The sequence below is a fragment of the Proteus vulgaris genome, assembly GCF_023100685.1.
In the GTDB taxonomy this organism is placed as follows: Bacteria; Pseudomonadota; Gammaproteobacteria; order Enterobacterales; family Enterobacteriaceae; genus Proteus.
This window is the reverse complement of sequence record NZ_CP090064.1, coordinates 4,307,853-4,327,121: the sequence shown is the minus strand read 5'-3', so window position 1 is coordinate 4,327,121 and position 19,269 is coordinate 4,307,853. Positions and strand designations below refer to the sequence as shown.

The 19,269-nt window shown below is 40.5% G+C and carries 17 protein-coding genes and 1 rRNA gene; 3 read left to right on the top strand and 15 right to left on the bottom strand.

What is annotated here, in order from left to right; genetic code table 11:
• Positions 1-27: 27 nt before the first annotated feature.
• The 11 genes from atpG to asnC all read right to left on the bottom strand — a co-directional run bounded on the left by atpG (position 28) and on the right by asnC (position 9,617).
• Positions 28-891, bottom strand: coding sequence for a F0F1 ATP synthase subunit gamma (gene atpG / locus LW139_RS20315; RefSeq protein WP_036933511.1), 864 nt, complete (start codon positions 889-891; stop codon positions 28-30).
• A 58-nt stretch (positions 892-949) separates the two neighbouring features.
• Positions 950-2,491 (bottom strand): F0F1 ATP synthase subunit alpha, encoded by a 1,542-nt coding sequence (atpA, locus tag LW139_RS20310; RefSeq protein ID WP_109410108.1) that lies wholly within the window; start codon positions 2,489-2,491, stop codon positions 950-952.
• Positions 2,492-2,505: 14 nt separating this feature from the next.
• Positions 2,506-3,039 (bottom strand): F0F1 ATP synthase subunit delta, encoded by a 534-nt coding sequence (gene atpH, locus LW139_RS20305; RefSeq protein WP_072071086.1) that lies wholly within the window; start codon positions 3,037-3,039, stop codon positions 2,506-2,508.
• Between the two features lie 12 nt (positions 3,040-3,051).
• Complete coding sequence (gene atpF, locus LW139_RS20300) at positions 3,052-3,522, bottom strand: F0F1 ATP synthase subunit B (RefSeq protein ID WP_072071087.1); 471 nt, start codon at positions 3,520-3,522, stop codon at positions 3,052-3,054.
• A gap of 61 nt (positions 3,523-3,583) precedes the next feature.
• On the bottom strand, positions 3,584-3,823 hold the full coding sequence (atpE, locus tag LW139_RS20295; protein WP_004246596.1) for a F0F1 ATP synthase subunit C: 240 nt from the start codon (positions 3,821-3,823) through the stop codon (positions 3,584-3,586).
• Positions 3,824-3,868: 45 nt separating this feature from the next.
• Positions 3,869-4,693, bottom strand: a complete 825-nt coding sequence (gene atpB / locus LW139_RS20290) for a F0F1 ATP synthase subunit A (RefSeq protein WP_072071088.1) — start codon at positions 4,691-4,693, stop codon at positions 3,869-3,871.
• Positions 4,694-4,724: 31 nt separating this feature from the next.
• Positions 4,725-5,102 carry a F0F1 ATP synthase subunit I gene (atpI, locus tag LW139_RS20285; RefSeq protein WP_109410109.1) on the bottom strand — a complete coding sequence of 126 codons (378 nt, stop codon included), beginning with the start codon at positions 5,100-5,102 and terminating at the stop codon, positions 4,725-4,727.
• 613 nt (positions 5,103-5,715) lie between these two features.
• Positions 5,716-6,342 carry a 16S rRNA (guanine(527)-N(7))-methyltransferase RsmG gene (gene rsmG, locus LW139_RS20280; protein WP_115351346.1) on the bottom strand — a complete coding sequence of 209 codons (627 nt, stop codon included), beginning with the start codon at positions 6,340-6,342 and terminating at the stop codon, positions 5,716-5,718.
• Positions 6,339-8,237: a tRNA uridine-5-carboxymethylaminomethyl(34) synthesis enzyme MnmG gene (gene mnmG, locus LW139_RS20275; RefSeq protein ID WP_109410111.1), complete on the bottom strand. Its 1,899-nt coding sequence runs from the start codon at positions 8,235-8,237 to the stop codon at positions 6,339-6,341. Before mnmG ends, rsmG begins: the two co-directional genes overlap by 4 nt.
• A gap of 377 nt (positions 8,238-8,614) precedes the next feature.
• The gene (gene mioC / locus LW139_RS20270) at positions 8,615-9,055 is read right to left on the bottom strand and encodes an FMN-binding protein MioC (protein ID WP_166539247.1); all 441 of its coding nucleotides are present in this window, start codon (positions 9,053-9,055) and stop codon (positions 8,615-8,617) included.
• Positions 9,056-9,155: 100 nt separating this feature from the next.
• Complete coding sequence (asnC, locus tag LW139_RS20265; RefSeq protein ID WP_069367404.1) at positions 9,156-9,617, bottom strand: transcriptional regulator AsnC; 462 nt, start codon at positions 9,615-9,617, stop codon at positions 9,156-9,158.
• 159 nt (positions 9,618-9,776) lie between these two features.
• On the opposite strand from asnC, the gene asnA reads away from it, so the two are divergent.
• Entirely contained in the window at positions 9,777-10,769 is a 993-nt protein-coding gene (gene asnA / locus LW139_RS20260) for an aspartate--ammonia ligase (RefSeq protein ID WP_109399003.1), read from the top strand.
• On the opposite strand, the gene viaA is transcribed toward asnA, so the two are convergent.
• Entirely contained in the window at positions 10,770-12,227 is a 1,458-nt protein-coding gene (gene viaA, locus LW139_RS20255) for an ATPase RavA stimulator ViaA (protein WP_247850442.1), read from the bottom strand.
• A gap of 7 nt (positions 12,228-12,234) precedes the next feature.
• Positions 12,235-13,734 (bottom strand): ATPase RavA, encoded by a 1,500-nt coding sequence (ravA, locus tag LW139_RS20250; RefSeq protein WP_247850441.1) that lies wholly within the window; start codon positions 13,732-13,734, stop codon positions 12,235-12,237.
• A 280-nt stretch (positions 13,735-14,014) separates the two neighbouring features.
• On the opposite strand from ravA, the gene rbsK reads away from it, so the two are divergent.
• Positions 14,015-14,944 (top strand): ribokinase, encoded by a 930-nt coding sequence (gene rbsK, locus LW139_RS20245; protein WP_109410115.1) that lies wholly within the window; start codon positions 14,015-14,017, stop codon positions 14,942-14,944.
• 68 nt (positions 14,945-15,012) lie between these two features.
• Here rbsK and mdtD read toward each other — a convergent pair whose 3' ends face one another.
• Together mdtD and LW139_RS20235 are read right to left on the bottom strand one after the other, a co-directional pair.
• Complete coding sequence (gene mdtD, locus LW139_RS20240; protein ID WP_247850440.1) at positions 15,013-16,407, bottom strand: multidrug transporter subunit MdtD; 1,395 nt, start codon at positions 16,405-16,407, stop codon at positions 15,013-15,015.
• Between the two features lie 82 nt (positions 16,408-16,489).
• Positions 16,490-17,176 carry a FadR/GntR family transcriptional regulator gene (locus LW139_RS20235; protein ID WP_166539244.1) on the bottom strand — a complete coding sequence of 229 codons (687 nt, stop codon included), beginning with the start codon at positions 17,174-17,176 and terminating at the stop codon, positions 16,490-16,492.
• Between the two features lie 494 nt (positions 17,177-17,670).
• On the opposite strand from LW139_RS20235, the gene LW139_RS20230 reads away from it, so the two are divergent.
• Positions 17,671-19,213 (top strand): 16S ribosomal RNA (locus LW139_RS20230).
• Positions 19,214-19,269: the final 56 nt, after the last annotated feature.

Sequence of the window (19,269 nt, the reverse complement as noted above, 5' to 3'; positions counted from 1 at the left end):
CCTCTACGTAATTCGTAAACCTAGCTGTTATACCGCGGCTGCACCAGACACAATTTCTGTAAGTTCCTGAGTAATGCTTGCTTGGCGTGCTTTGTTGTACACCAATTGCAGCTCTTTAATCAGGTTACCACCGTTATCTGTAGCGGCTTTCATCGCGACCATTCGGGCGGCCTGCTCACTCGCTAAGTTCTCTACGACGCTCTGGTAAACCTGCGATTCGATATAACGACGCAGTAAAGTATCCAGTAACGCCTTAGGATCAGGTTCGTACAGATAATCCCAAGATTTTTCTTTCAGCTCTTCATCATCACCTGGTGGTAATGGTAAAACCTGAAGAATTTTAGGCTCTTGAGCCATGGTATTGATGAACTTATTTGCCACCACATACAGTTTATCTAAACGACCTTCGTCATAAGCCTGCAACATGATATTGACTGGACCGATAAGGTCTGACAGTTTTGGATCATCGCCCATGCCGGTTACCTGACCAACAACATTTCCGCCCACAGAGCCGAAGAATGAAGCTGCTTTAGAACCCACTAGAGCTAAATCTACCTGTACACCTTTTTCAGACCACTCTTTCATGTCTGCCAGCAGTTTTTTGAACAAGTTAATGTTCAAACCACCACACAAACCACGGTCGGTCGAAACAACCAGGTACCCGACACGTTTAACTTCACGCTCTTCGAGGTATGGATGTTTGTATTCCAGATTCCCTAACGCAAGGTGACCAATCACACTGCGCATGGTTTCTGCATAAGGACGGCTGGCTGCCATGCGTTCCTGCGTTTTACGCATTTTCGACGCGGCGACCATCTCCATCGCTTTAGTGATCTTCTGTGTGTTTTGCACACTGGCGATCTTCGAACGTATCTCTTTTGCGCCGGCCATTTCTGCTTCTCCTCATGAACCAGACGGCCTAATGTTTAACTATTAGGCCGAATAGTTATTACCAGGACTGAGTCGCTTTGAAGTTTTCTAGCACGCCTTTCAGCTTCGCTTCGATTTCTTCGTTATAAGTACCGGTCTGGTTGATTTCTTTCAATAAATCAGCATGTTCACGAGAGGCATAAGCTAATAAAGCCGCTTCAAATGGCACAACTTTTGAAATTTCAACATCTTCCAGATAACCACGTTCTGCGGCATACAGTGCTAAAGACTGTTGTGCAACAGACATTGGTTCGTACTGTTTCTGTTTCAGCAATTCAGTCACTTTCTGACCGTGGTTCAATTGTTTACGGGTAGCATCATCCAGATCTGAAGCGAACTGTGAGAATGCTGCCAGCTCACGATACTGCGCAAGTGCAGTACGAATACCACCAGAAAGTTTCTTCATGATCTTAGTCTGAGCTGCACCACCTACACGAGATACGGAGATCCCTGGGTTAACAGCTGGACGGATACCTGCGTTAAACAGGTTAGATTCTAAGAAGATCTGACCATCGGTAATAGAGATTACGTTCGTAGGAACGAATGCAGAAACGTCCCCTGCTTGCGTTTCGATAATTGGCAACGCAGTCAGAGAGCCGGTTTTACCTTTAACTTCACCATTAGTGAATGCTTCTACGTACTCAGCATTAACGCGAGCAGCACGCTCAAGTAAACGGGAGTGCAAGTAGAAAACGTCACCAGGATATGCTTCACGTCCAGGTGGACGACGAAGTAATAGTGAAATTTGACGGTATGCGACAGCCTGTTTAGACAGGTCATCATAAATAATCAGGGCATCTTCACCACGGTCACGGAAGTATTCACCCATTGCGCAACCTGAATAAGGAGCGAGGTATTGCAGTGCTGCTGATTCTGATGCAGAAGCAACAACAACAATGGTGTTTTCTAACGCGCCATGTTCTTCTAATTTACGAACAACGTTCGAAATAGTAGAGGCTTTCTGACCGATAGCGACATAAATACATTTAATGCCAGAGTCGCGTTGATTGATAATCGCATCGACAGCCAGAGCAGTTTTACCTGTTTGACGGTCACCGATGATCAATTCACGCTGACCACGACCGATTGGGATCATGGCATCGACTGATTTGTAACCTGTTTGTACAGGCTGATCAACTGATTGACGGTCGATAACACCAGGAGCAATCATCTCAACAGGTGAGAATCCATCATGCTCTACGGCACCTTTACCATCAATCGGCTCACCCAGTGTGTTTACCACACGGCCAAGCAGACCACGCCCAACAGGTACTTCCAGAATACGACCTGTACATTTAACTTTCATGCCTTCTGCTAAGTCAGCATAAGGACCCATCACAACCGCACCAACAGAGTCGCGCTCTAAGTTCAGTGCGATAGCGAAACGGTTACCCGGCAGTGCGATCATCTCACCCTGCATAACTTCGGCTAAACCGTGGATACGAATGATACCGTCACTGACGGAAACAATCGTACCTTCATTGTGAGCTTCACTCACTACATTGAACTGAGCAATGCGCTGCTTGATCAGTTCGCTGATTTCAGTGGAATTCAGTTGCATATGCTCCAGTCCCCTTAAGACTGCAAGACGTCAGTTAATCGCTCTAAACGGCCACGAATACTGCCATCGATGACGAGGTCACCGGCGCGTATAATCATGCCTGCGATAACAGACTTATCAATTTTGCAATTCAGCTTCACTTTGCGTGATAGACGATTTTCCATCGCTGCAGAAATGTTAGCTAGCTGCTGTTTAGTTAGCTCAATGGCAGAAGTTACTTCAACGTCAACCGTTGACTCTAGTACTGCGCGCAATTGAATAAATTGGCTCAATACTTCAGGCAACGTTGATAAACGGCCATTCTCAGCCATAACACGAATTAAATTCTGAGCATGTTCATCTAATTGATCGCCACAAAGGTCAGCGAAGATGTTAGCCAGTTTTTCTGATGCTAAAGAACCAGAAAGTAATTCGGTTACCTGCTCATTGCGTGCTACTTCAGCGGTGAACGCCAGCATAACCTGCCATTTATCGACAGCCTGGTTTTCCACAGCAAAGTCAAAAGCTGCTTTGGCGTAGGGGCGAGCTACAGTTGCTATTTCAGACATGCCCCTCCCTCCTTACAGTTCAGCGACCAGTTTATCAACGATGTCGCTATTAGCAGCTTCATCCACGGAACGTTCAATAATTTTCTCGGCACCTGCGATAGCCAGCATTGCGACTTGTTTACGAAGTTCTTCACGAGCACGTTTACGCTCTGCATCCAGTTCGGATTGAGCTTGTGCAACGATCTTACTACGTTCTTGCTCTGCTTCTGCTTTAGCTTCTTCAATCATTTGAGTGCGTTGTTTATTCGCTGATTCAATGATTGCTTGTGCTTCTGCTTTTGCTTTCGCTAGCTGATCGCCTGCATCGGCTTTCGCTAAATCTAAGTCCTTTTTAGCACGTTCTGCAGATGATAAACCGTCAGCAATTTCTTTTTGACGTTTTTCAATGGCCGCCATGATTGGTGGCCATACGAATTTCATGCAGAACAAAACAAACAGGACAAATGCGACGGCCTGGCCGAGGATTGTTGCATTTAAATTCACAGCACAATACCTCTTTTTTGGTTATAAACTAACTTGATGCTTTTACTGCTCATTACCATCATTAGGCAACAGCAAACATCACGTAAAGGCCCAGACCCACAGCAATCATTGGGATGGCGTCAACCAGACCCATAACGATAAAGAACTGTGTACGCAGAAGAGGGATCAGATCAGGCTGACGAGCAGCACCTTCTAAAAATTTGCCTCCGAGGATTCCGATACCGATTGCAGCACCGATTGCAGCTAAACCCATCATAATAGCGGCAGCCATGTACAGCAGATCCATACTCAGGTTTTCCATGACAGTCTCCAGTTTGTTTCAGTTATTTCTTCAAAGAGTTAATAATTAATGTTCTTCAGATGCCATCGACAGATAAACAATCGTTAGAACCATGAAAATAAAGGCTTGTAACGTAATAATCAGTATGTGGAATATCGCCCAAGGAAGGCTTAATAACCACTGTGACCACCACGGTAACAGACCAGCAATAAGAATAAAGATCAGTTCACCTGCATACATGTTACCAAACAGTCGAAGACCGAGTGAAACAGGTTTTGATAGCAGGCTTACCCCTTCCAAGATTAAGTTGACAGGAATAAAAATTGGGTGATTAAAAGGCTGTAAAGTCAGCTCTTTAGTAAACCCTTTTATGCCTTTCATCTTAATGCTATAGAAAAGGATCAGGATAAATACACCAATTGCCATCGAAAGAGTAATACTCACGTCCGCAGTCGGAACGATGCGTAACGCTGGTAACCCTAAGATGTGTTCACCGATATAAGGGATGAAGTCGATTGGTAATAAATCCAGGGCATTCATTAACAGCACCCAAACGAACACAGTCAATGCCAAAGGTGCAATGACCTTGCTCTTTCCGTGATACATATCACGAACGCTGCTATCAACGAAACCGATGATCATTTCTACTGCAGTCTGGAATTTTCCCGGTACGCCACTGGTTGCTCTTACTGCTACTTTTCTAAACAGCCATAGGAATAATGCTCCCATTAATACTGAAAAGAAAAGTGAGTCAATATTTAACACCCAGAATGATGGCGCATTTTCAGCATGGGGATTGACCAACTCGAAAGTACGTAGGTCCAACTGAAGGTTATTCAGGTGGTGACCTATGTAGTCTCTAGTGGTTAATGCTTCTCCTGATGCAGACATGATGCCAATTACCCTTTTGTTGTTAAAAACGCTAACCGTTAATGACGGCTGGTGCAACGACCTGCATAACAAGCACCGCTAAGTAGGTCATGACCAGTGGTGCAAATGCCGCTTTAAACACTCCTAAAGCAACAATCAGCAAGGCTATTGATAATATAACCTTCAACCCTTCACTGAAAGCAAAAAGCCAGTTTATGCGAACTGGAGCTTCTTCTTCATTGACTTTTTGTAAGCGCATTAACAAAAGAAAAGCAATATTGGGTAACCAACATGCCATTCCGCCTAAAAAAGCTGAAAAACTCCAGTCTGTACTCTTTAAGTAGAAACTCGCACTGAGAATAACAAAAGTCATAAACTGCAAAAATAACAGTTTCAGTGCAACTTTCCCGTTGTAGAGGGAGACAGACATGACGTTTGTATTCTCCAGACTAGCTATCGTAAAAGGTATTACTGAATGATGTATCAAACTGTCTTTGCTATAAAGTGTCAAGTGACAAAAACGAGCAAATTATACGGGGCGTGGCAATGAATTCAATCAATAAGTAGCGAAAAAGTGAAGATTAATTTAAATTTCTTACCAAGGTTCCATTTATGAAAAATGATTAAGGACAAAAAGAGTAAAAATAATAGAGCCGAATAAAATAAATAGCGTGATATACATCACAAATATAAAAGTATAAATAAAGCTTATTTCATAAAATATATAACTAAGTTAACAATTAACTTCCCTTTTATGAACAATTTAGTGTCAATTGGAAAAGAATTGACCCATTTTCAATTAAATAAATTCAATATTTTTATAATGCACAGAATTATTAATTTATTTTGGAAATAAAATAAGGAAAACTCAGGCTACAAAGCGAATTAACGCAAAAGATAATAAAATGTTAATTTATTGTTCCATTAAGGTGAAAATTAACACTACCTATAATTCCCCATAAAACAAATGGCGATAACATTGTAAATATTATCGCCAGAGCACAAAAAATGAAAAAAAGATCAATAATGCAGGTAAGTTTTGATTAAATAATCACCAAATGTCTTTGTTCATTCAATTCAGGAATGGATAAACTGATCACTTTCTTAGGTGCTTTTAATCCATTATCAGCAAGTTCATCTAACTCTTCTTGATGAATTTGTCCTTTTAATGCATAAAAATACCCTTGTTCTTCAGCCACCAAATGAGAACACCAAGAAAGCATGTCTTTCATAGATGCAAATGCACGGCTGATAACACCATCAAAAGGTTTCTCAGGTTGGTACTCTTCAACACGATATTGAACCGGCTCGATGTTATGAAGCCCTAACTCATGCTGAACTTGCTTCATAAAGCGAACTCGCTTACCTAAACTATCCAATAAGACAAAGTGATGATCGGGACGCATTATAGCCAAAGGAATACCTGGTAATCCGGGCCCTGTACCTACATCAATAAATCTTTCACCTTCAAGGTATTGGCTAACCACAATACTATCCAATATATGGCGGATTAGCATTTGCTGTGGATCTCTGACGGAGGTCAGGTTATACGCCTTATTCCACTTATCAAGCATCATCACATAACCCGTTAGCTTTTCAGCTTGAATATCTGTTAGCTCAATATTGGCTTGCTTAGCCAGCTTTTTTAGCCGATTAAGTAAGTCACTCATGATGCACTCCTGCGTAATAAGCCTTGTTTTTTTAACCACACTAATAAAATAGAGATAGCAGCAGGTGTTACACCTGAGATCCTTGATGCTTGACCGATAGACGTCGGTTTATGATCGTTAAGTTTAGCAATAACTTCGTTAGATAACCCACTTACTTGCTTGTAGTCGAGATCTATCGGTAATGCCGCGTTTTCGTTACGCTGTTTCTTTTCGATCTCTTCTTGTTGGCGATTAATGTAACCTTCGTATTTAACTTGGATCTCAACTTGTTCTGCCGCTTGTGGTTTTGAATCGTCAATACCAGGTGCAAAACGAGGTATTTTTTTCAGTATCTCGTATGTCACTTCAGGACGACGCAATAGATCTTCACCATTGGCTTCTTTGGATAATGGGGTATTTAGTAATTCATTGATTTCAGAAAGGTTATCTGCTTGAGGATGAACCCAAATATTTCTTAAACGTTGACGTTCTTTTTCAACAAGTTCAACTTTTTCACTAAATTGAGCCCAGCGGTTATCATCAACCATGCCTAATTCTCGAGCAATTTCTGTCAGACGTAAATCTGCGTTATCTTCACGTAGCATCAAGCGATATTCCGCACGAGACGTAAACATACGGTATGGCTCTTTTGTACCAAGAGTACAAAGATCGTCAACTAATACACCAATGTAAGCTTGATCACGACGTGGGAACCAACCTTCTTGATCATAGGCATAACGTGCAGCATTAAGCCCTGCAAGCATACCTTGAGCCGCAGCTTCTTCATAACCCGTTGTACCGTTAATTTGGCCAGCAAAGAATAACCCGTTGATAAATTTACTTTCTAGAGTTTGTTTTAGATCTCTAGGATCGAAGAAGTCATATTCAATGGCATAACCAGGTCTAATGATCTTCGCATTTTCCATACCTTTCATAGAATTTACGATTTGCATTTGAACATCAAAAGGTAAACTTGTTGAAATACCATTTGGGTAAATTTCGTTACTGGTTAAACCTTCAGGCTCTAAAAAGATCTGATGTGAATTACGATCAGCAAATCGCATCACTTTATCTTCAATAGATGGGCAATAACGAGGCCCTATTCCTTCGATGACACCTGCATACATTGGGCTACGATCAAGATTATTACGGATAACGTCGTGGGTTTTTTCGTTAGTGTATGTGATATGGCAAGGCATTTGCTCTGGGTGCTGATCCACATTACCTAAAAACGAAAAAACAGGCATTGGTGTATCACCTAACTGAACTGCCAATTGGCTAAAATCAATAGTTCTAGCATCTATTCGAGGTGGCGTTCCTGTTTTTAAGCGACCAACACGTAAAGGTAATTCGCGTAATCGGTGTGATAGTGAAACTGAAGGTGGATCTCCTGCACGACCACCACTGTAGTTTTCTAAACCAATGTGGATTTTTCCATCAAGGAAAGTTCCTACAGTTAAAACTACTGATTTAGCACGGAATTTTAATCCCATACGAGTAACTGCACCCGTTACTTGGTCATTTTCAACAATCAGATCTTCTACTGGTTGTTGGAAGATCATCAAATTAGGTTGATTTTCAAGTGTGGTACGAACAGCTTGGCGGTAAAGAACACGGTCTGCTTGTGCTCTTGTTGCTCTTACAGCGGGTCCCTTACTTGCGTTAAGGGTTCTAAATTGAATACCGGCATGGTCAATGGCTGTTGCCATTAATCCACCCATGGCATCGATCTCTTTTACCAGATGCCCTTTACCAATCCCACCAATAGCTGGGTTACAAGACATTTGGCCCAAAGTATCAATATTGTGGGTCAGTAATAGGGTTTGACGCCCCATACGAGCTGCAGCCATAGCGGCTTCTGTACCGGCGTGACCACCACCGATGACAATGACGTCAAAGTGTTCTGGATAAAACATGTGTGAACCTTAAATGTTACGAATGCTGAATGTGTTGCATTGGGAAAACGAATTCTACTCAACTTTTTGACAGATACAAGCGAGCTGATCCGCAGGTAATTATTTAAAGATCTTTTTATTTAAAGATCTCTTTATTAGATCTTTTATTAAGGAAGCGATCCTCTGTGGATAAGTGGATTTTCTATTTAAAGATCATAAAAGTGTAAAGGATCATATACTGTGAATGATCCGTGATCTATCTGCTGATAAGCTGGGATCAAAATGACGAGTTATGCACAGGTCATTTCTTGATAGAGGCTTATACAATGGATAACTACGGGTTAACCCCTGCTTTTGAGCAGAGTTATCCACATCTGTTTGCTGTTTTTTTGTGCAAATTAAAGTAAATTTTTCCAAGAAGCTATCCATTCTTCAGCTGGATCTTCCGGAATGTCATACTTTTGAATATCAATTTCGAGACGATCACCAAGGCGAGTAGCCCCTTTTTCTATTAATTTTTGATCCAATGTTCTGATCGCACCACAGAAAGTGTCGTATTCACTACTTCCTATACCGATAGCACCAAAAGAGATATTGCTAAGATCAATAGAGTCTGCCGAAATCTCATCAGCAAAAGGCTGTAGGTTGTCAGGAATATCACCTGCACCATGTGTGGAAGTAACCACCAGCCAGATCCCTTCATTAGAAAGATCATTAAGTGAAGGGCCATGGTGTAAATCAGTCTCAAAACCTTCCTCAGATAAGATCTCTGCAAGGTGTTCTGCGACATATTCAGCACTACCCATGGTACTGCCACTAATTAGAGTGACTTTTTTCATTAATGATCTCCTTATGTTCAAGACGCGCTATTGTACGCTGTGAATCACTTGGGATCTACCTGTGGATAATGTGGTTATAAAAAAAAATAAGAATTTACCCTTATGGCTTGATCGTCCTTATTATCGGGTTTTGCAGAGAGATCAATGTTTCTGTTGATTGAATTTCATCAATCGTCTGAATTTTGTTGATAAGTACGTCTTGTAGTGCTTCTATGCTTTTACACATCACCTTAATAAAAATGCTGTATTGTCCTGTTGTGTAGTACACCTCTACGACTTCATCTAACTTATCTAACTTATCTAATGCTGTATGGTAATCTTTTGCACTCTTTAAAATGATGCCAATAAAGCAACAGACATCAAAACCTAATTGCTTTGCACTGATATCAACACGCGTTCCCGTAATAATTCCTGCTTGCTTCATTTTCTCTACACGAACATGAATTGTGCCCGGGCTTACTTCGAATTTTTTGGCTAATTCAGCGTAAGGTGTTCTCGCATTAGCCATTAATGCGTGAAGTATGTCACGATCGAGATTATCGATCTGATAAATATTGTCCATAAACTCCTCCTGTTTTTAACGATAATACATTTTTATAGCGTTATTTTTAACGATTTAAAACAAGCAAGGCTATTTTTAATGAAGTATATTGAATTTAGTACCTGTTTTGTTGCTTAATCTATATCAGCGAAACACGACATCACCACTAGGGATATAAAAATGGAAAAATCATTCATTCAGACTCAACAGCAAATTAGCTTTGTTAAATCATATTTTTCTCGTCTGCTGGAAAAAGAATTAGGACTGATTGAAGTTCAAGGACCGATCTTAAGTCGCCTTGGTGATGGAACTCAAGATAACTTATCTGGGCATGAGAAGGCGGTACAAGTTAAAGTCAAATCTTTACCAGATTCTACCTTTGAAGTTGTCCATTCATTAGCAAAATGGAAACGTAAAACATTAGGTCGTTTTGGATTTAGTTCTGGTCAGGGGCTTTATACACATATGAAAGCGTTGAGACCAGACGAAGATCGCTTAACTCAGATCCACTCTGTCTATGTTGATCAGTGGGACTGGGAAAAAGTGATGGAAGCTAAGGATCGTACAGTTCCTTATCTTAAGCAGACAGTGGGTAAAATCTATCAGGCAATAAAAGAAACTGAAAAAGCCGTCAGCGAAGAATTTGGTCTGGTACCGTTCCTGCCAGATCAAATTCAATTTATCCACACTGAAGAGTTATTGCGCCGTTATCCTGACCTTGATGCCAAAGGTCGTGAAAAAGCGATTGCGAAAGAATATGGTGCCGTTTTCTTAATTGGTATTGGTGGAAAACTTTCAAGTGGTGAATCTCATGATGTTAGAGCACCTGATTATGATGACTGGACGACACCAAACGAAGATGGATTTGAAGGTTTAAACGGTGACATTTTAGTCTGGAACCCAGTATTACAAGATGCTTTTGAATTGTCATCAATGGGTATCCGTGTCGATCCTGAAACATTAATGCGTCAGTTAACATTAACCGATGATACTAAGCGCCTAGAGCTTGATTGGCACAAAGCATTAATGCATGGCGATATGCCACAAACCATTGGTGGTGGTATTGGCCAATCGCGTTTAGTGATGCTACTTCTGCAAAAAGAGCATATTGGTCAAGTACAGTGTGGTGTGTGGGAAAAAGACACCCGTTTAGCTTTCGCTGATATGCTGTAATTATTGGCGCCAGCGTCGAAGTAAGCGACTTTTTAATCCAGTATCAAAACGCCATATATGGTCAAAGATTTTCATGATACTGGGTTTACCGTAATTGGATAGGGTAACCGCATGGAAGCGATTGTGCTGTTGCTGTTGGCTTTTTTTGATTTTGTTGATTAGGTTTTCGGGTAACCTTTGGGCGACAAAGTCAGAAATAACAACAGCATCAGCATCTTTCCATGCTGGGCTATTTAGTTTTTCTGCAACATCATCCAAACATGCACTTAAATCCGTGCCCCCTCTAAATGATTGATTTAAGAATTTGATAAGATCTTGTAGGCCGTTAGATGAGGATAACTGGTAATGAACCGTTTCCGTTGAAAATAACATCACATGACACGAACGATTGTCTGCAAGCGCTATTTTCATCAATGCTAACCCAAAAGCTTTAGCACACTGTTCATTAAATCCTCCCATTGAACCTGATGTATCAATACATACAATAAAAGGCCCTCTTGGTCTTTCTTCATCATGATGATGAGTTACTGGACGCAATACAGTACGCTCTTGCCAATTATCTCCTTGTAATCGATAGGTATTGAGCTGCTTTTCTACCAGCTTTCTATAAAACTCATACTCAATTTCATTAATACCTAACAAGGCGAGCTCAGCGGGAAGTAAGCGTAAAATATCATCACCGAGCCCAATTCCGTTGACTTGCTCCGGTGTTGTATCCGGCGCTTTTTCAACAATAGTTATAGGTTCAAAAATAACACTCTCTTCAGGGAGAGATTTGGCTGTTTTGCTACGACCTAGTAAACTTGCTAGTTTGTGTAATTCAGGTTGTTGATCGAGAAAATCGCTATAACGCTGAATAATCTTCTCATCGAAAGGGGTTTTTGTTAAAACACCTTTACTCATATCCCATAAACGCCCTGCTGCACGCTCATTTTCAGAGAATGTATTACTTAAACTCCCGCTTAGCGCTAAACGTTCCTGAAGTTCAGCCAGGAGTTGCTCTTGCTCTTGGTCAAATAAGGCTTTGTGTAATGCTGTGACTTGGAAAATTAAACTTATCCGCCAGTGTTGGATAAACAACGCTTGCTGAGCAGGAGAAAACGGTTTGTTTGTTTTGATAAGCTGAGAGGCTTCTTCAATAAAAGAGGAATCTAATTTATTTAATTCAGCAAGGATGTGTTCAACTTGCTGATTAAATATCGCATTACCTAATGATTGCGTTTGTTGGTAAAGAGCAAATTCATCAGCAATCATAGTCGGTACTAATGTTTCTTTAACTCTTTGTTGTAGGCTTTTTTTCCATTGATGGATATCTTTAAGTAATGCTTTTTTTAATCTTGGGTGCTTTTCAAAAAAAACAGCTAATTGAGGAGAGGCTAATATAGCAATAATAACTTCTTCGATAAGTTGTCCTTCATTTATAGCTAAAAGCATATCTAATGTTGAAAGTGTCAGCATAATCACATCACTTTATTTGGCTTTTTAATTGAGAGAGTTTTTCATTTAGCTGAACAAAACTTTGCTCGATGGTAATAAGCCAATCATTATCAATAAATAAATTTGGTTGATGATGATTAAATTTTTCTTGTTCACCATAAATTTCTTGAGTCAGATCTTTTAATTTGTCTTGCCACTCTTTGTTATTTTCAATAAGAGGCGTAGGTGCTGTTTCTTGTTGTTGGTAAAGAGAAGTTGTGCGTCGACTTACATCTAAAATTTCTAATACGCCATCTGGACGAATTTGAGCATGAATAGATTGAGGAAAACCAATGCCATTTAAACGTGCAGACAATTCTTCTCCTTTGGATAAGAAGTTTTCTAAGGCTTTGTGTTCAAATGTAATAAAATTAACTTGAATACTATGAATATGCAGAGGTATGTGTAAAAACAGTGTGTATTTATCTGCCTGTATTTTTTCTGGCAGATTAAAATGAACATTACGGCCAAACATTCCACTTTGTTTTTCAAAACGAAAAGCTTGTTGATCTTGTTTGCTTCTCGTTGATTGCATCCACTCAGCCCACAAACCCTCTGTTTTTCTGATCAATTCTAGCTGGTGGTAAGCTTGTTCTGTTAAAAGGCTTTGTAATAATTTATCTAATAATGCAAATGATGCTTGGTCATGCCACAGGCAATCTTTTAATAAAATAAGATCTAATGGTGAAATAGCATTACGGCCATTAAAAAAAGCGCTAGCTTGTAAAAGGCGTACCGCTTTTTTCCAACGTCTATCAGAAACATAAGGAGCTGCATCACTTTTATCTAAAGACTCACGAAGTTGATAAATTAAATCAAATAAGTGGTCATCTAATGTGATTTTTTCTAATTCTGACTGCCAGCGTGAAAATTCTTCTGTGGTAATTTGAAGATGAGACGGAATATGAAAAGAGCCAACTTCTTTATTAACGAGTAAAGCGCGAAAGTTTTTCTTATCTTGAACTTTTGTTAGCCAAATACGAATAAGCATTCGGTCATAAAGCGCTTCAAGGCTACTATCTGAATCAGGTAATTCATTCGAAGCTGAAACTAATAAGCGCATTGGGATGTTGACTTCAGTTTCCCCATTTCTAAATTTACGCTCATTAATCGCCGTTAATAACGTATTAAGAATAGCGGGTCCGGCTTTCCATATTTCATCAAGAAAGACAACTTCAGCATCAGGCAAATATCCCTCAACCAAACGCTGATATTTCCCTTCATCTTTTAAAGCTTGAATAGATAAAGGACCAAAAATTTCTTCAGGTGTTGAAAAACGCGTCATTAAGTATTCAAACGCTTTAGCCTCTTTAAAGGCTTCTTTCATTCTTCTGGCTATTAAACTTTTAGCGATACCTGGAGGGCCAAGTAAGAAAACACTCTCACCACTGAGTGCTGCAAGTAAACAAAGACGGATAGCTGATTGTCGCTCATAAAGCCCAGTTTCAAGATATTGGCTAAGTTGTGAAATCCGCTCTGCAAGTTGCATAAACACTCCTAATAGTGGGTACTTATTTTCATTATTCCCCGAAAATATCAGAAAAGGATTGCTGACATATAGTCAAACATTCTATTAGCACACAAATTGTTTATAACAAAAATCGATTCAGCTTCCTACTGCTTATTTTTGGTTCTTTTTTGTTTTACTAGCGAAACGTTTCGATGGTGATCACGTTTTTTCATTAATGTTGCTGAGATGATCGGTTTAAAATATTGCATGTTATTTATTCAGTGCATTTAGAATTTATTATTGAGAGTAAGGAAAAATCATGGAAGCGAAGAAACTTGTGATTTTAGGTAGTGTTAATGCTGATCATATTCTTAATGTTGCTCATTTTCCGCTTCCTGGTGAAACCATTTCAGGTAACCAATTTCAAATGGTATTTGGTGGTAAAGGAGCTAATCAGGCGGTCGCAGCTGGGCGTTGTGGTGCGAATATTTCTTTTCTTGCTTGTTTAGGAAATGACGATATTGGTAAAAAAGCCAAAGCTCAATTAATGACAGATAACATTGATACCAAGAGTATTGAGTTAATTGACGATGTAGCAACAGGTGTTGCGTTGATTTTCGTTAATCAACAGGGTGAAAATGTTATAGGTATTCATGCTGGTGCTAATGGGCGATTAGATACAAATTACGTTCAGTGCCATGGGAATATTATAAAAGAAGCTGATGCTCTGTTAATGCAATTAGAATCGCCACTTGATTCTGTATTAAAAGCGGCTGAAATAGCGAAACAAGAAAATGTGCAAGTAATACTAAATCCTGCACCTGCTCAAGCATTACCTGATGAGTTGTTATCTCTTGTCGATATTATTACTCCAAATGAAACAGAAACTGAATATCTGACAGGAATTAAAGTCATAGATGATGAAAGTGCTCAACAAGCAGCGGATGTTCTACATCATAAAGGCATTAAAACAGTTCTGATTACATTAGGAAGCCGTGGAGTTTGGGTTAGCGAGCAAAATAGTAAAGGTTGTATTGTTCCTGCATTTAAAGTGAAAGCTGTTGATACTATCGCAGCAGGCGATACATTTAATGGCGCATTAATTACCGCTTTATTAGAGGGGCAATCTATGATGCCAGCGATTAGGTTTGCTCATGCTGCTGCTGCCATTGCTGTTACTCGAGCAGGCGCTCAGCCATCAGTACCTTGGCGTCATGAAGTGGATACTTTTTTAGCATCATCCTTGTAGAGCATTTTTTCTATCTATATATAAAGAAAAAGAGAGCATAAGCTCTCTTTTTAGTTTGAATAAAACTATCAGGCCTTTTTCTTTTTATTCGTTAGGTTATCGCCATCATGTTTATCGAGGAGTAAAAACACGAAGGAGGACAGTAATGTAATAATACCTACCGTAATAAAAGTATAGTGGAAGTTATCAACAGTAGTGCCAACGTTTTCAGTATCAAAATATCCTAAGATAGACGCACTGACAGCAATACCAAAACTAATAGCCAGCTGTTGAGTAATAGCTAAAACACTATTTCCTGAACTTGCATTATTATCTGTTAAGTCAGCCAATGAAATTGTATTCATCGATGTAAATTGTATCGACATGACCACACCTAATAAAAAGAGTGGGATAACAAGATAGTAAATAGACATGTCAGGAGATTGAAGTGAAAATTGAGCGATCATCAAACCAATAATAATAGTGATAGCAAAGAGCGTTCGGCGATAGCTAAATTTCACTAAGATCTTTGTGACAAATGATTTGGCTAAAATAGAGCCCAGAGCCATTGGTGCCAGCATCATACCGGAAACAATTGCAGGGTAGCCAAAGCCAACTTGTAACATAAGTGGCATTAAAAAAGGAATACAGCCAGTTCCTAGCCTTGTTGCTATGTTGCCTGCAATCCCGACAGAGAATGTTCGTGTTTTAAAAATATTTAATGGGATCAGAGGCTGCTGGTGGCGTCTCGCATGATTAATATATAAACCAAGTAGAGAAAAACCACCTAAAATAACGGCTATAGGGATATAGCGAGAGATATTTTTATCACCAAAAAGATCAAGGCTAACGGAAAGCATCACTAAGCCAAAGCCAAAGAAAATAAAACCCAGTAAATCAAATTTGCGTTTTGGCATAGTAAAATTAGGCATATGCTTTATGGCATAGAAAATACCTAATAGGCCAATAGGGATATTTATAATAAATATCCAATGCCAAGAGGCATAAGTAACTAAAATCCCTCCTAAAAGAGGCCCTACTATGGGGCCTACTAATCCCGGCATAGTGACAAAATTTAGAATGGGTAATAATTCACTACGTGGATAGGCTCTTAATAAAGCAAGGCGTGCAACTGGCATCATCATTGCTCCACCTATTCCTTGTATAATTCGTGAAATAACAAGAAAAGAGAGGTTAGGAGAAAGTGCACATAATAAAGAGCCAGCAGAAAATAAAGAAACCGCAATAATAAAAATTTGGCGAGTTCCAAATCTGTCGGCTAGCCATCCACTAACTGGAATTAATAAAGCCACAGTTAATGTGTAGCTAATAACGGCCGATTGCATGGCGAGAGGTGAGTGATTAAGACTCTTGGCTATATCAGGTAATGCCGTATTAAGAATGGTTGCATCGAGAGCCTGCATAAAAAAAGCCATTGCAGCTATCCAAGGCAACCCAGACATATTTTTGGCGGATTTCAACATGAAGCATATACCGTCTTTGTTCTATATTTTGATTATCGCTTCATTATATACAGAAAACCTTCAATTTTTGTATTAAAACTATTCAATCACTTGTTAATAAGATTAAACAGAGGTCGCGTGCTTTATTTCCATCACCATCAATAATAGCTTGAACTATTTGGTTGTGTGTTTCCGGTTGTACGGTTTCATTACCCACAATAAGATCAAAATACTTTTTATAAGCAGAAAGGAACAAAGAACCAAAAGAAGCAAAAAATGGATTACCACTTGCTTGGTAAATAAGGTAATGAAATTGTGTATCAATATCTAACCAATGTTGTCTGTCAAAATTCTCATCAAGCAACTGCATTTCTTTGCCAAATAAAACAAGAGACTGTTTTTGGCTTTCAGTTGCATTAAATGCAGCTAAATAACAAGCTTGAGGTTCTATGGCTAAACGCACATGATGGAAATAATGGCTGACTTTATTAAATTCACCACTGTCTATCCACCAATTAAGAAGGTCATTATCTAATAAGTTCCAATTTTGCATTGGCGTTACTCGAGTGCCTATTCTTGGGCGTGGTAAAAGCATCCCTTTTGCTGCAAGCATTTTTATTGCTTCTCGAATAACGGTTCTACTGACAGAGAGTAACTCTGCTAATTCTATTTCTCCTGGTAACAAAGATTCAGGTTCGTAATGGCCAGAAAGAATTTGTTTACCCAATTTTTCAGCAACAATATAAGAAAGATTTTTTTGAGAAGCTGAACGTTGTTCGCTAAATTGCATAATAAAGGTTACCTATACCATAATTTATCTTCTATCTTACGTGAGTCAGCTATAGAAAGCTGTTTGGATTTTACTCTATCAGCATAGAAATAGAGCGTTTTTCCGTGTTTTGTTGAAAAAAAAAGCGAACGGAAAATTATTTTAAAAAAACACTTGCGCTAATCCGAGATCTCCCTATAATGCGCATCCACTGACCGACGATGAGCTGACAACAGCCACGAAGGACAGCGAAGGGAAAAGAAAAAAGTTTGAAAAAACTCTTGACTCTTCAGAGGAATAACGTAATATACGCCTCCTCGCAACAACGCAGAAGACCGGAAACGGCAGCAAATGTTGCACTGCTCTTTAACAAATTATCAGACAATCTGTGTGGGCACTCGCAGAGACGATATCTTCTAAAATATTAGATGTATCAAGTCTTGAAGAGTGAACAACAAAAGTAAATTCATTTATGAATAGCTAAGTTTTCGATTTCTTTGAGCATCAAACACTTTTAATTGAAGAGTTTGATCATGGCTCAGATTGAACGCTGGCGGCAGGCCTAACACATGCAAGTCGAGCGGTAACAGGAGAAAGCTTGCTTTCTTGCTGACGAGCGGCGGACGGGTGAGTAATGTATGGGGATCTGCCCGATAGAGGGGGATAACTACTGGAAACGGTGGCTAATACCGCATGACGTCTACGGACCAAAGCAGGGGCTCTTCGGACCTTGCGCTATCGGATGAACCCATATGGGATTAGCTAGTAGGTGAGGTAATGGCTCACCTAGGCGACGATCTCTAGCTGGTCTGAGAGGATGATCAGCCACACTGGGACTGAGACACGGCCCAGACTCCTACGGGAGGCAGCAGTGGGGAATATTGCACAATGGGCGCAAGCCTGATGCAGCCATGCCGCGTGTATGAAGAAGGCCTTAGGGTTGTAAAGTACTTTCAGCGGGGAGGAAGGTGATAAAGTTAATACCTTTATCAATTGACGTTACCCGCAGAAGAAGCACCGGCTAACTCCGTGCCAGCAGCCGCGGTAATACGGAGGGTGCAAGCGTTAATCGGAATTACTGGGCGTAAAGCGCACGCAGGCGGTCAATTAAGTCAGATGTGAAAGCCCCGAGCTTAACTTGGGAATTGCATCTGAAACTGGTTGGCTAGAGTCTTGTAGAGGGGGGTAGAATTCCATGTGTAGCGGTGAAATGCGTAGAGATGTGGAGGAATACCGGTGGCGAAGGCGGCCCCCTGGACAAAGACTGACGCTCAGGTGCGAAAGCGTGGGGAGCAAACAGGATTAGATACCCTGGTAGTCCACGCTGTAAACGATGTCGATTTAGAGGTTGTGGTCTTGAACCGTGGCTTCTGGAGCTAACGCGTTAAATCGACCGCCTGGGGAGTACGGCCGCAAGGTTAAAACTCAAATGAATTGACGGGGGCCCGCACAAGCGGTGGAGCATGTGGTTTAATTCGATGCAACGCGAAGAACCTTACCTACTCTTGACATCCAGAGAATCCTTTAGAGATAGAGGAGTGCCTTCGGGAACTCTGAGACAGGTGCTGCATGGCTGTCGTCAGCTCGTGTTGTGAAATGTTGGGTTAAGTCCCGCAACGAGCGCAACCCTTATCCTTTGTTGCCAGCGCGTGATGGCGGGAACTCAAAGGAGACTGCCGGTGATAAACCGGAGGAAGGTGGGGATGACGTCAAGTCATCATGGCCCTTACGAGTAGGGCTACACACGTGCTACAATGGCAGATACAAAGAGAAGCGACCTCGCGAGAGCAAGCGGAACTCATAAAGTCTGTCGTAGTCCGGATTGGAGTCTGCAACTCGACTCCATGAAGTCGGAATCGCTAGTAATCGTAGATCAGAATGCTACGGTGAATACGTTCCCGGGCCTTGTACACACCGCCCGTCACACCATGGGAGTGGGTTGCAAAAGAAGTAGGTAGCTTAACCTTCGGGAGGGCGCTTACCACTTTGTGATTCATGACTGGGGTGAAGTCGTAACAAGGTAACCGTAGGGGAACCTGCGGTTGGATCACCTCCTTACCTAAGAGATACGTGTTATGTGTAGTGCTCACACAGATTGTCTGATGAAGAACGAG

Bases quoted from the DNA above. Each gene is read 5' to 3' on its own strand.
- atpG (WP_036933511.1), bottom strand. From the start codon at position 891: ATGGCCGGCGCAAAAGAGATACGTTCGAAGATCGCCAGTGTGCAAAAC.
- atpA (WP_109410108.1), bottom strand. From the start codon at position 2,491: ATGCAACTGAATTCCACTGAAATCAGCGAACTGATCAAGCAGCGCATT.
- atpH (WP_072071086.1), bottom strand. From the start codon at position 3,039: ATGTCTGAAATAGCAACTGTAGCTCGCCCCTACGCCAAAGCAGCTTTT.
- atpE (WP_004246596.1), bottom strand. From the start codon at position 3,823: ATGGAAAACCTGAGTATGGATCTGCTGTACATGGCTGCCGCTATTATG.
- atpB (WP_072071088.1), bottom strand. From the start codon at position 4,693: ATGTCTGCATCAGGAGAAGCATTAACCACTAGAGACTACATAGGTCAC.
- atpI (WP_109410109.1), bottom strand. From the start codon at position 5,102: ATGTCTGTCTCCCTCTACAACGGGAAAGTTGCACTGAAACTGTTATTT.
- rsmG (WP_115351346.1), bottom strand. From the start codon at position 6,342: ATGAGTGACTTACTTAATCGGCTAAAAAAGCTGGCTAAGCAAGCCAAT.
- mnmG (WP_109410111.1), bottom strand. From the start codon at position 8,237: ATGTTTTATCCAGAACACTTTGACGTCATTGTCATCGGTGGTGGTCAC.
- mioC (WP_166539247.1), bottom strand. From the start codon at position 9,055: ATGAAAAAAGTCACTCTAATTAGTGGCAGTACCATGGGTAGTGCTGAA.
- asnC (WP_069367404.1), bottom strand. From the start codon at position 9,617: ATGGACAATATTTATCAGATCGATAATCTCGATCGTGACATACTTCAC.
- asnA (WP_109399003.1), top strand. From the start codon at position 9,777: ATGGAAAAATCATTCATTCAGACTCAACAGCAAATTAGCTTTGTTAAA.
- viaA (WP_247850442.1), bottom strand. From the start codon at position 12,227: ATGCTGACACTTTCAACATTAGATATGCTTTTAGCTATAAATGAAGGA.
- ravA (WP_247850441.1), bottom strand. From the start codon at position 13,734: ATGCAACTTGCAGAGCGGATTTCACAACTTAGCCAATATCTTGAAACT.
- rbsK (WP_109410115.1), top strand. From the start codon at position 14,015: ATGGAAGCGAAGAAACTTGTGATTTTAGGTAGTGTTAATGCTGATCAT.
- mdtD (WP_247850440.1), bottom strand. From the start codon at position 16,407: ATGTTGAAATCCGCCAAAAATATGTCTGGGTTGCCTTGGATAGCTGCA.
- LW139_RS20235 (WP_166539244.1), bottom strand. From the start codon at position 17,176: ATGCAATTTAGCGAACAACGTTCAGCTTCTCAAAAAAATCTTTCTTAT.